Here is a 12,196-nt window from a genome sequence, read left to right as displayed (position 1 = left end):
GGGTTCATGGGCCGTCGGCTCGTACCGCTCACGCTGGACAACCTTCCGGACCTCCCCAAGCGCTGCCGCTCCTGTGTCTTCTGGGAGCTCGACCCCGTCAGCGGCGAGGCCGCGGTAAAAGCGGGTCGCCCTGAGCTGGAGAAGGAAGCCTGGATCTCGGCAGTACTGCTGGAGTGGGGGTCCTGTGGGCGGGTGGTCTATGTCGATGAGGTGCCGGTCGGGTTTGTGATGTACGCCCCGCCGGCGTATGTGCCACGCTCCACCGCGTTCCCCACCAGCCCGGTCTCGCCAGATGCGGTGCAGCTGCTGACGGCCTGGCTGATTCCCGGCTACCAAGGTCAGGGGCTGGGGCGGGTGATGGTCCAGACGGTCGCCAAGGACCTCATCCAGCGTGGCTTCAAAGCCATCGAGGCCTTCGGAGACGCCCGCTGGAGCGAGCCGGCCTGTGTGCTGCCCGCCGATCATCTGCTCGCGGTGGGCTTCAAGACCGTGCGTCCCCACCCCCGTTTTCCTCGGCTGCGCCTTGAGCTGCGTACCACGATCTCGTGGAAGGAAGATGTGGAGCTGGCACTCGACCGCTTGCTGGGAGCCGTCCAGAAGGAGCCCGCACTGCGGCCGCTGTAGAGCCGATGTTTCCCGTGAAACAGAGAACGGGCCCGTCCCCACGAGGGGGCGGGCCCGTTTCCCGTGAAACGTGGCGGGAGGACTCAGCCGAGGAAGTCTTCCAGGTCGCGCTCGATCGCGGCCTTCGGCTTGGCACCGACGATGGTCTTCACGACCTCGCCGCCCTGGTAGACGTTCATGGTCGGGATCGACATGACGCCGTACTTGGCGGTGGTGGCCGGGTTCTCGTCGGTGTTCAGCTTGGCGATGACGATCCCGTCGTTCTCGGCGGCGATCGCCTCCAGGGACGGGGCAACCTGGCGGCACGGGCCGCACCAGGTGGCCCAGAAGTCCACGAGTACGGGCTTGTCGCTCTTGAGGACGACCTCTTCGAAGTTGTCGTCCGTGACGGTCACCGTGGCGCCGGCCATGGGATTCTCCTTACTGGGTGGGTGGTGGGAAAGCTGGGTGCGCGGGTCAGGCGGCGGGAGTCTTCTCGGGCTCGGCCGTCGACTCGCCGTCCGACAGCGAAGCGAGGAACCGCTCGGCGTCGAGGGCGGACGAGCAGCCCGTGCCGGCCGCGGTGATCGCCTGACGGTAGGTGTGGTCGACGACATCGCCGGCGGCGAAGACACCGCTCAGGTTGGTACGCGTGCTGGGGGCGTCGACCTTGAGGTAGCCGTCGTCGTCGAGGGCCAGCTGGCCCTTGAACAGCTCGGTCCGCGGGTCGTGGCCGATCGCGATGAAGAGGCCGGTGACGGGGAGCTCGGAGGTCTCGCCGGTCTTGAGGTTGCGCAGGGTCAGACCCGAGAGCTTGCTCTCGCCATGGATCTCGGCGACCTCGCTGTCCCACACAAACTTGATCTTCGGGTCGGCGAACGCACGCTCCTGCATCGCCTTGCTGGCCCGCAGGGTGTCACGGCGGTGGACGACCGTGACCGACTTGGCGAAGCGGGAGAGGAACGTGGCCTCCTCCATCGCGGTGTCGCCTCCGCCGATGACGGCAATGTCCTGGTCCTTGAAGAAGAACCCGTCGCAGGTGGCGCACCAGGAGACGCCACGACCGGAGAGCTCGTCCTCACGGGGCAGGCCGAGCTTGCGGTGCTGGGAGCCGGTGCTGACGATCACGGTCTTCGCCCGGTGCACATTGCCGGCGGTGTCGGTGACGGTCTTGATCTCGTCGGAGAGATCGACCGCGACAATGTCGTCCGGCACCAGCTCGGCGCCGAAGCGCTCCGCCTGGGCGCGCATGTTGTCCATGAGGTCCGGCCCCATGATGCCGTCGCGGAAACCGGGGAAGTTCTCCACGTCGGTGGTGTTCATCAGTGCGCCTCCGGCGGTGACGGCACCTTCGAAGACCAGCGGCTTCAGGGACGCGCGGGCCGTGTAGAGCGCTGCGGTGTAGCCCGCGGGCCCGGAGCCGATGATGATCACGTTGCGGACGTCGCTCACGGGTGTCTTCCTTGTCTCTGCCGACTGCTTGCTGGGGCTCTCGGTTCTCTCACCCCACCCAACGGATCCTAAGGGGCCAGCATTCCCGGAGTGGCACAGCGCACTTCTCGTCGCTCAGTCTCGCTGGAACGAGTGCGACAGCAGAACCTTTCCGGGAGCCGGCGGTGTGGCGGAGACACACGAGGAAGCGATGACATACGCAGTGACGCGCTGGGGATCGGCCGGATCCGGCAGCACCACGAGATAGGCGTCCTTGCCCTGGTAGCGGGTGTGGCTGGTCGCCAGCGGGCGCTCCGGACGTGCGATGCCATTGCGGACGCAGGACGGAAGGGTGTCCGCGCTGCCGCGCAGCGGAGTGTCGGGGGAGCTGCGAGTGCCGATGTCGGGGGACTTGTGCGACCCCTTGGACGCCAGCAGATCGTGGACATGTGAGGCGAGGCTGGCTGCGGTCAGGGTGTCCGCACCGCCCGTCTTCTTCTCGGGGGTGGCGGTGGCTCGGTCCTGATGGTTCGACTGGCCGCCATCGAAGGTGGCGTTCTGGATGAGCAGGCCGCCGAGGCTGAAGACCGCCGCGGCCGCCGCGGTGCCGAGCAGAATCCGCGGCCAGCGCCGGGCACGGGACGCGCGGCCACCAGGCGTCTGGCGTCCCGGTCCCGAGGAGCCCCGGGGGCGTCCGGCGGGCCGGGTGGGCGGTGTCCCTCGACGGGACGCCTCTTCGTCGGATTCACGTGAAACGACGACAGGGACGGTGGCTGTTTCACGTGAAACATGAGCCGTGGCGACAGGAGTGGTGGAGTTCAGCAGCGCTTCGGCGGCGAGGGCGGCATCGATGCGACCGGCGACATCGGCCGGCATCCGCAGCGGGCCGGGGAGCGTGCCGAGCAGTGACCGGATTTCCTCCAGGGACGCGTACACGTCGTCACACAGTGCGCAGGTGGCGAGATGGTCGCGCAGTTCCGCGGAGCGCGAGGGGGAAAGCAGCCCGTCCGTGAGTTCGGAGATCTCGGAGACCTCCGGGTGCTCACCTGTGGGGTGCTCACCCGTGCCGGTCGTCGACGTCACGTTCGCCCACCTCCGCCCTTCACGGCACCTGTGTCCTTCGGTCCTGCCGTCGGTGGGACGGATGTCCCCTGCGCCCGGTTCCTTCCCCCGCTCACGGGATTGCTATCCCCGTTGTCGGCGCGCAGATGGGTGACCAAGGGGAGGAGCCGTGCCCGGCCCCGTGCACAGCGGCTTTTCACCGTTCCGGTCGGGACATCGAGGATCGACGCGGCCTCCGCGACGGGGTAGCCCTGCATATCGACGAGGACGAGCGCGGCACGCTGTTCCTCGGGAAGGGTGCGCAGGGCGCTGAGCAGCTCCCGGTGCAGATCCTGGCGCTCGGCGGGCGCTTCGGCGGACTCCTCGGGTTCGAGCAGCTGCTCCAGTCGTTCGGTCTCGGCGACGGGCGAGGTGCGCCGGGAAGCGGCTTTGCGGGCTCGGTCCAGACAGGCATTGACCGTGATGCGGTGCAGCCAGGTGGTCACGGCGGACTGGCCACGGAAGGTATGGGCGGCGCGATAGGCCGAGACCAGGGCGTCCTGCACGGCATCGGCGGCTTCCTCGCGATCACCGAGGGTGCGCAGGGCCACCGCCCAGAGCCGGTCGCGGTGCCGCCGGACGATCTCCCCGAACGCCTCGGGGTCACCATCGACATGGCGAGCGATGAGGTCTTGATCACTAGAAGCCTCTAGCGGACCCACCCATACCCCCTCACTTAGCGCCGACTCCTGGAAATCTTGCCCCCTGCAGGACATCGGCGTAAAGATCAACAACCTGCTGCTACTTGACGTACGTGTCTCCTGACTCGCAGCAACAGTGCGTCACTGTTCATCGTAGGCAGGTGTGTCGAGAGCCACTAGGAGCTCATCGACTCGCAGACGCATGACCTTCTTGCCCGAGAACGCCAAATGATGCGTCGATGCTGTTGCTTCTCAGGGAAGCGCTGCACAGGTGTCGCTGTGACCTTGAGAGTGGGTTGGCCGCCGACGGGTGTGATCGCTTGGCCGGGCCGAGTTGCGCCGCGAAAAGGCTGGAGTTGTCCGAAAGAGGCGCGATGGCCTGCTGATTCGTCAGCAGGCCATCGCGCCTTATGGGCTACTTGCGCCCCTCAGTGTGCTGGGCGACGACGTACTTGCCGCAGTCGCCGCCGAACCTCCACGTCCTGCGGCCGGTCCCCTACGGGTGCCCGGTGCGCTGAGTTCATGCTGAGGTGTCAGCCGAAGATTTTGATGTCGGAAATGCCGCCCCGGTACCAATCCGATTCTCCATCAGAGGAGAGCTTTGTGATGTGGACCAGGACATAACGAGACTTCACCGACTGATCGAGCTTCACATCCAGCTTGTCGCCGGCCCTTTCCGGCTTGGAAAGGCGCTGTGAGAAATCATCGAGCGTCGTCGGATTCGCTGCGGAGGACGCCGCTGCGCGGACTTCTACGGTCTGGTCCGGCCGATACATGGTGACCTGTATCCCGGAGATGTCCTTGGCGCTCCCGAGATCAATGATGATTCCGCTGCCATCTGCGCGCGGCGGCAGGTTTCCGAAGTTGGGCCAGCCCTTGAACCGTCCGGTCACCCAGGCAGTACTCGGATCGCCGTCCGTGACATTGTGAGCTTGATCCTCCGAGAAAGGCTTGGCCAGGGGCGAGAACTCGGTGGCGCCCTTGAGCGAGAGGGCCTTTCCTGTGGGCTTCTTCGGACCGCCGGCTGAGTGTGAGTTCCCCGGGGCGTCCTGGTCGCTCTCCCGCTTCAGCAGGGTGTCCGCCAGCTGCCAGCTGCCCAGCCCCAGCGCCGCGATGAGCAGCGCGGAGACGGACCACTTCAGGGCCCGGCCGGTACGGCTCTGCAGCGGGGGCGGCGGAGTGGGGACGGCCTGCGTCGCCAGGCCCGCCTGTGCGCTGTGTGCCGAGGGCTGCCGGTAGCTGCCCTGCTGGAAGCCCGTGCGCTGGTACGGCGGAGGCGTGGAGAAGGCGGTCTCCGGCGGCCGGATACGGGGCATGGCCGCGACAGCCTTGGCCAGCTCCTCCGGGGTGGTGCACGGCTGCTCCTGCCGGGAGGCCGTGGCGCCATCGTTGATCAGCGCGCGCATGGCCAGCTCGGACAGCCCCCGATGAACGCCGGCCCGCACCTGGTCGGGCGCGATCAGCCCGACGCCCTTGGGCAGGCCGGTGAGGCCGTGGGCGTCGTTCTCGTACGGCCAGCGCTGGGTGAGCGCGGCGTAGAGCAGCGCACCGATCGCCTCGGTATCCGCGCGCTGCGGGGATTCGCAGGTGATACCGCGCAGCGCCGCCATGACGGCCAGGCCGCGGATCCGGTACTGCCCGGACTCCGTACGCAGCACCGAGCCGGGCGTGATCCGCAGATGCGAGAGACCCTCGCGGTGCGCGGCGGCCATGGCCTGGGAGACCTGGCTGACGAGCTGGTAGGCGTCGTGCGGCTCCAGCGGACCGTTGGCGAGGACCGTGGTGAGCTCGGTGGCGTCCGGCAGCCACTCGTGGACGACGTAGACGAGGTCGTTCTCCTCGACGGCGTCCAGGACCTGGACGAACCGGGGGTCGCCGAGCAGCGCCGATGAGCGGGCGGCCGACAGCACCGGCCGGGCTCTGGGGTGGTCGGCGGGCAGGATGTGCACGCCGACGGCGCGGCGCAGCTTCTCGTCGACCGCACGCCAGCTGCTGAATCCGTCCAGACGGGTGACGCACTCTTCGAGGCGGTAGCGTCTGGCAAGCTTGTGGCCGCTGTGTAGCTCCGGTGGCTGGGCTTCGATCGCCTCGGCACGCTCCTCTTCGGTGCCTGCGGCGTTCTCTTCCCTGCCGGATACCTTCTCGGCCTTAGCACCGTCGTCCGTGGCCTTACCCGCCTTGGCGGTCAGCGGTTCCTCACCGCTCGTGTCAGCCACGTCGACGGCAGCCGTGCTCCGTTCCGCCACCGTCGTTCCTGCCTCCCCATCCGTTGCAGGCTCACTGAGCCAAGACAATTGTGCCCACAGTCCGCCACTATGCACGACACACGGTGGCAGTCGATGGTTGTGCTCAACTAACGTCCAAGCTTCGACCGGACCATGCCGACCAGGGCGTTCAGTTCCTGGATGCGCATTTTGCGTGCGGCCACGTAGAACACGGCCAGAAGTGCGGCAATACCGGCGATCAGCGCGGTGATCGACCCGAGGAACCCGCTGCCGAGCGTCTGCATGATCCCGTACACCGCCGCCCCCGAGACAATCGTCGCCGGGATGCTGGCGCCGGCCAGCCGTGCGTAGGTCCGGACGACATGGGCGGTGTCGAGATCGCCGTCCATGCGCCTGCTCAGCCGGCGCCAGGCCACCCCGACGCCGATGATGTACGCCAGGCCGTAGGAGGCCGCCATGCCGACCACGGCCCAGCGGGCGGGCAGCACCAGGAAGCAGAGGCCGGAGGCCGCGGCGTTGACGGCGGCGACGATCACCGTGTTGTAGAAGGGCGTGCGGGTGTCCTCGTACGCGTAGAAGGCGCGCAGGACGACGTACTGCACCGAGAACGGGATCAGGCCCACACCGAAGGCCATCAGCATGTAGCCCATCGGGATGCCGGCGCCGGACGAGCCGTAGACCAGCGTGCACAGCGGGATGCCGAGGGAGAGAAAGCCGAACGAGATCGGGACGATGGCGACGGCGGAGGTGCGCAGGCCCTGCGAGATGTCGTCGCGGACGGCTCCGGTGTCACCGTCGTGGGCGGACCGCGCCAGCCGCGGCAGCAGCGCCGCCATCACGGAGACGGTGATGATCGCCTGCGGCATGTTCCAGATCAGCTGTGCGCTGGCGTACGAGATGAAGCCGGTGCCCGGGTGTCCCTGGTCGTTGGCGGTGTTGCCGGCCCAGGTGGAGAGCTGGGTGACGACGAGGACGCCCGCCTGGTTGGCGAGTACGAACAGCACCGTCCACTTGGCGAGCTTGGCGGCCTTGCCCAGGCCGTGGCCGCGCCAGTCGAAGCGGGGCCGGAGCCTGAAGTCGGCGTCGCGCAGGTAGGGGATCATCGCCAGCGCCTGGACGACGAGCCCGAGGAGGGTGCCGATGCCCAGGAGCCGGATGCCCTCGTCGGGGATGGTGGTGACGCCGATGTGCGAGGTCTCCGCCGTGCCGTAGACCCAGATGAACAGGCCGAAGGTGGCGATCATGACGATGTTGTTGAGGACCGGGGTCCACATCATCGCGCCGAAGCGGCCGCGGGCGTTGAGGATCTGCCCCATCACGACATGCAGACCCATGAAGAAGATCGTGGGTACGCAATAGCGGGTGAACGCGACGGCGACTTCGTTGGCCGCCGGGTCGCGGGAGATGTCGAAGGAGACCAGCTTCACCAGCAGTGGCGCCGCGACGACCGACAGGATCGTCAGCACGCCGAGGACCACCATGACCAGGGTCAGCAGCCGGTTGGCGTAGGCCTCGCCGCCGTCGTCGTCCTCCTTCATCGCGCGGACCAGCTGCGGGACGAAGACGGAGTTCAGGCCGCCGCCGATGGTCAGGATGAAGATCATCGTCGGAAGTTGGTAGGCGACCTGCCAGGAGTCACCGAGCACCGCACCGCCGAGCGCCGCGACGATCAGTGCCGAGCGGACGAAGCCCGTGAGACGCGACACCATCGTGCCGGCGGCCATCACCGCGCTGGACTTGAACAGGCCGCCGCCCCGGCCACCGGAGGGCTTGCCGGCCGCCGCCACGGGGGCGGGCTCCGGCGCCGGCGCGGGCTGTTGCGGCACGGCGTCCGCGCCGGGCGCCGCACCGGCCGTCGCGGGACCCGGAGGCACCGGAGCGGACTGCTGGGGCTCGTAATGCCGCTGGTCCCGGTAGAGATGCGCGAAGGCATCGGACTCCGGGCGTTCGCCGGCGGCCTGGGTCATCAGGCTGTTGAGGCCCAGGAACAGGGTCGCCGTGTCGGAGTCGCTGTACGGGGCGTGGTGGGCCGGCCCCTGCGGTTCCGGCGACGGGGGCGTCGGAGGGACCGGGCCCGTGGGGTCGCCACTGGCGCCCCGGCCCCGGTCACCGTCATACGGCGCATTCATCGCTGCCCCACCTCATCCGTCGCCGGCCGTCCGGCCCCGCCATCTATCAACGGTCCACTTTCTCACCTGAGCCGGACGGGTCGGAGCTTTCCGATCCGGTGTCCGGCGTGGGGTCACTCGGCTGCTCGGGCTCGTCGCCGTCCGTGCCGCCGTTGCCGCCGTCCGTACCTGTGTCGTCATCGGGCCCGTCGCCGTCGGAGCCGTTCTCCTCGCGCCGGTCGGCAGCCCGCTTCCGCTGGAGATAGATCCGCACCCCGGCGAGGACGAGCAGCAGCACACCGCCGGCGATGACCAGCATCACGGTGGCGGTGATCTCCGTGACGTTCACCTGGAACGTCATGGGGTCACCGTAGGGCTTTCCGTCCGCCGTGTAGAGCTGGGCGGTCACCCAGGCCCGGCCGTTGGCGTTCGCCGTGGTGGTGAACTTGAACGACTGGCTGTGGCCGCCGTCCACCGTGATCTGCTGCGCCTTGCCCGCGTCCAGACGGTTGGGCTGGGACGAGGTCAGCTTCAGCGTCATGTCCTTGACGCCCTGGACCAGGTTGTTCTGGACCGTCACCGGAATCGTGGCGCTGCGCCCGGAGAGCGTCGCCCCCGACTTCTGGATCAGGCGCACCTTCTTGGTCAGACCGTCGAGGTAGCTGCGTACGGAGTGCCGGAACCCCGCGGCACCGGCGGCATTGCCACGCCACTCCGTCGACATCTCCCGCATTATGGCGCTGCCGAACGGGGTCACGACCCGCTCCGGCTGGGCCAGGATCACCTGGTAGTCGTCCAGTGCGGCCTGGGTGCCCTGGATCTGCCGGAAGGCGGTGGTGGGGAGCTCCTGCCGGCGCAGCGAGGACGGGTAGGCGGCGCCGCTCGGGACCCGGCGGGTGGCCGAGCGGTCGGGCTTGGCCTTGGCCGCCCTGCCGAGGGTCAGCGGCTGGCTCCAGCGCCCGGAGTCCTCCAGTGTCCGCAGCGCGGTGGCCATGGCGTGGGCCTGGCTGACCGACGGCATGCGCTGGGGTGCCACGACGATGCTGCGCTGGCGGCCGGGGTCCTCCAGGTTGATCATCTGGGTCTGGGCGAGGAAGTCCTGGACCGCGTGGGCCGATTTTCCGGCCTTCGACATATCGCCTTCGAAGGCCCGGGAGAGCTGCGCATCCGCGACGACGGCGGTGTTGCCGCCGCCGATGGGGCGGGCCGCCGTCGGGGTGTAGGACAGCCCCCCGGTCTCCCGCAGGCTGTCGCTGCGGGTGATCACCTTGTGCGCACCGGCCGAGGTCGCGACATCCACGACGGAGGAGTCGATCGCACCGTCGACCGGCCAGGCGAAGTCCGTGCGCGGCTTCACGCCGAGGATCGTGTCCACGGTCGTCTCGGCCAGCTCGGTGGCCGGGCCGAGGTGGCTGAGCGCGCTGGGCACGTGCTTGCCGTGGTGGGCGAGCGATGCGAGGTCGGGGTCGGCGAAGGGCAGCGCGACGACCTCATGCGTCTGGGCCGCCTCTTCGAGTTCGTGCAGCCACTGCTTGGCGACCGCCTGGTTCTTGCCCATGGGCCCGTCCGGGCCGTTGACCCGGTACGACTTGGTCATCGCGTCGACGGTCGCGAGCAGGTCGGGGTCGATGACAAAGGTCACCGGCAGGTTCTTGGAGAGCGACACCATCTGCTGCAGCCGGCCGCCCGGCGCGAGCTCGGCCGCGAGGTCGTCGTTGCGGAAGACCGGGGTCTGCTGGGCGTCGGCGTCGGTCTCGGCAGTGAGATGGGTGGAGGAGATCAGCGGCCACATGTACGTGAGCTGCGTCTTCTTCGTGGCATCGGCTTCCTGCCAGGGCAGCAGCGTCCGGTCGAATCCGAGGACCTGGCTGTAGGACGAGGCCGGTGAGCGCCCCGACACGGAGACACCGAGCTGGTACACCCCGTTCTCATCGAGATCGAGATCCTTGACCGGCACGCTGAGGGTGAAGGGGCGGCTGACGCCGGGCTCCAGCTTGCCGACCTTCTTCGCGCTCCCCTTGATCTCCTCGCCGTCCGCGCCGGGCAGGTAGCCGGTGCGACGGGACACATTGTCGATGGAGCTACGGCCGCCGAGCGCGTCCCCGCGGTGCATTCCGACATGCGCGTCGGTGATCGTGCTGCGGCCGTCGTTGGTCAGCGTCCCGGAGACGGTGACCGAGCCGCCCTTGGAGGGAGCGGACGGGGACATCGAGTCGATGGTCACATCGACCGTGCGGGAGCCGGTCGGGGCCGCCTGGGCGGTGGATGCGTGCGGAGCCTGGAGCAGCCCCACGAGCAGGAGCACTCCGGTGAGCAGTGTCACGGTCCTTCGCAGCCATCGACCACGCGGCCGTTCAGTCCCCTGGAACCCTGCCGCCTCGGCCACGCGCTCGTCCGTCCCTCTTCGTCGTCAGCGGTCGTCGGAATGTGCGTCCACGAATGGTAACGAGGCCCGGCGTGCCGGAGTGCCTCGGACTGCTCCACATGATCGCGGTGCGGAGAGCCGGGCGCCCGGCCTGACCCCTTTATTACGTGACGCCTCGCGCTGCGCGGCCACGTACCCTGTTTTGTTGTGCCGAACGCCAACAATGACCTCCCCGCCCCGATCGCCGAGCGGACCCCGCAGTCGACGAACGAGCTGAACCATGTCCAGCGCCGCGCCGTGAGCGAGCTGCTGCGGGTGTCCCCCGTCGCGGATGACCTGGCCCGTCGATTCCAGGAGGCCGGGTTCACACTTGCCCTGGTCGGCGGCTCGGTCCGGGATGCGCTGCTGGGGCGGCTCGGCAATGACCTGGACTTCACCACCGATGCCCGCCCCGAGGACGTTCTGAAGATCGTCCGGCCGTGGGCGGACGCGGTCTGGGAGGTCGGCATCGCCTTCGGCACGGTCGGCTGCAAGAAGGACTCCTTCGACATCGAGGTCACGACCTACCGGTCCGAGGCGTACGACCGCACCTCCCGCAAGCCCGAGGTGTCGTACGGCGACTCCATCGAGCAGGATCTGGTGCGCCGGGACTTCACGGTGAACGCCATGGCCGTGCTGCTCCCGCAGAAGGAGTTCGTCGACCCGCACGACGGTCTGGAGGACCTGGCGGCGCGGGTGCTGCGGACCCCGGGGACGCCGGAGGAGTCGTTCTCCGATGATCCGCTGCGGATGATGCGCGCAGCCCGTTTCGCCGCCCAGCTGGACTTCGAGGTGGACCCTGAGGTCTTCGCCGCGATGAAGGCGATGTCGGACCGCATCGAGATCGTCTCCGCGGAGCGCGTACGGGACGAGCTGAACAAGCTGATCCTGGCACCGCACCCGCGCGAGGGGCTGCGGCTGCTCGTCGAATCGGGCCTGGCCGGCCATGTGCTGCCCGAGCTGCCCGCACTGCGGCTGGAAAGTGACGAGCATCACCGCCACAAGGACGTCTACGAGCACTCGCTGACGGTGCTGGAGCAGGCGATCGACCTTGAGGAGAACGGGCCCGATCTCGTGCTGCGGCTGGCGGCCCTCCTCCACGACATCGGCAAGCCCCGCACGCGGCGCTTCGAGCAGGACGGCCGGGTCTCCTTCCACCACCACGAGGTGGTGGGCGCGAAGATGACCAAGAAGCGGATGACCGCTCTGAAGTACTCCAATGACTTGGTCAAAGACGTCTCACGGCTGGTGGAGCTGCATCTGCGCTTCCATGGCTATGGGACCGGAGAGTGGACGGACTCCGCGGTCCGTCGGTATGTGCGGGACGCCGGTCCGCAGCTGGAGCGGCTGCACAAGCTGACGCGCTCGGACTGCACCACCCGCAACAAGCGCAAGGCCGGTGCCCTGTCGCGCGCTTATGACGGGCTTGAGGAGCGCATCGCGCGGCTGCAGGAACAGGAAGAGCTGGAAGCGATCCGCCCGGACCTGGACGGCAACGACATCATGCAGATTCTGGGCATTCGCCCGGGGCCCGAGGTCGGCAAGGCGTACCAGCAGATGCTGGAGATCCGGCTGGAGCACGGGCCCATGGAGCGGGAGGCGGCGGTCGCTGCGCTGAAGGAATGGTGGGCCGCTCAGAGCTGAGCGAGAAACCGGCGGTGTTTCACGTGAAACAAGGAGCGG

At 68.4% G+C, this 12,196-nt stretch carries 9 protein-coding genes; 2 read left to right on the top strand and 7 right to left on the bottom strand.

Going from position 1 to position 12,196, the window contains the following annotated elements; genetic code table 11:
- Window positions 1–6 precede the first annotated feature (6 nt).
- Entirely contained in the window at window positions 7–624 is a 618-nt protein-coding gene (locus STRTU_RS17595) for a GNAT family N-acetyltransferase (protein WP_030075726.1), read from the top strand.
- An 83-nt stretch (window positions 625–707) separates the two neighbouring features.
- Here STRTU_RS17595 and trxA read toward each other — a convergent pair whose 3' ends face one another.
- From trxA to STRTU_RS17560, 7 genes are all read right to left on the bottom strand, one after another.
- A complete protein-coding gene (trxA, locus tag STRTU_RS17590) occupies window positions 708–1,034 on the bottom strand; it encodes a thioredoxin (protein ID WP_159744454.1) in 327 nt (108 codons plus the stop codon).
- A gap of 46 nt (window positions 1,035–1,080) precedes the next feature.
- The gene (gene trxB, locus STRTU_RS17585) at window positions 1,081–2,055 is read right to left on the bottom strand and encodes a thioredoxin-disulfide reductase (RefSeq protein WP_159744452.1); all 975 of its coding nucleotides are present in this window, start codon (window positions 2,053–2,055) and stop codon (window positions 1,081–1,083) included.
- A 114-nt stretch (window positions 2,056–2,169) separates the two neighbouring features.
- On the bottom strand, window positions 2,170–3,117 hold the full coding sequence (locus tag STRTU_RS17580; protein WP_159744450.1) for a hypothetical protein: 948 nt from the start codon (window positions 3,115–3,117) through the stop codon (window positions 2,170–2,172).
- Window positions 3,114–3,797, bottom strand: coding sequence for an RNA polymerase sigma factor SigM (sigM, locus tag STRTU_RS17575; RefSeq protein ID WP_159744448.1), 684 nt, complete (start codon window positions 3,795–3,797; stop codon window positions 3,114–3,116). The genes STRTU_RS17580 and sigM overlap by 4 nt, the downstream gene beginning before the upstream one ends.
- 512 nt (window positions 3,798–4,309) lie before the next feature.
- Complete coding sequence (locus STRTU_RS17570; RefSeq protein ID WP_159744446.1) at window positions 4,310–6,022, bottom strand: protein kinase family protein; 1,713 nt, start codon at window positions 6,020–6,022, stop codon at window positions 4,310–4,312.
- Between the two features lie 107 nt (window positions 6,023–6,129).
- Window positions 6,130–8,130: a murein biosynthesis integral membrane protein MurJ gene (murJ, locus tag STRTU_RS17565; protein WP_159744444.1), complete on the bottom strand. Its 2,001-nt coding sequence runs from the start codon at window positions 8,128–8,130 to the stop codon at window positions 6,130–6,132.
- Window positions 8,131–8,176: 46 nt separating this feature from the next.
- Window positions 8,177–10,432 (bottom strand): DUF6049 family protein, encoded by a 2,256-nt coding sequence (locus tag STRTU_RS17560; protein ID WP_159744442.1) that lies wholly within the window; start codon window positions 10,430–10,432, stop codon window positions 8,177–8,179.
- Between the two features lie 249 nt (window positions 10,433–10,681).
- Here STRTU_RS17560 and STRTU_RS17555 point away from each other — a divergent pair, with 249 nt between their 5' ends.
- Entirely contained in the window at window positions 10,682–12,157 is a 1,476-nt protein-coding gene (locus STRTU_RS17555; RefSeq protein WP_159744440.1) for a CCA tRNA nucleotidyltransferase, read from the top strand.
- Window positions 12,158–12,196 lie beyond the last annotated feature (39 nt).

Origin of the sequence: Streptomyces tubercidicus (genome assembly GCF_027497495.1) — a bacterium.
In the GTDB taxonomy this organism is placed as follows: domain Bacteria; phylum Actinomycetota; class Actinomycetes; order Streptomycetales; family Streptomycetaceae; genus Streptomyces; species Streptomyces tubercidicus.
This window is presented reverse-complemented; position numbering and strand designations above follow the sequence as displayed.

Coding starts and splice junctions, on each gene's coding strand:
- STRTU_RS17595 (WP_030075726.1), top strand. CDS start 7: ATGGGCCGTCGGCTCGTACCGCTCACGCTGGACAACCTTCCGGACCTC.
- trxA (WP_159744454.1), bottom strand. CDS start 1,034: ATGGCCGGCGCCACGGTGACCGTCACGGACGACAACTTCGAAGAGGTC.
- murJ (WP_159744444.1), bottom strand. CDS start 8,130: ATGAATGCGCCGTATGACGGTGACCGGGGCCGGGGCGCCAGTGGCGAC.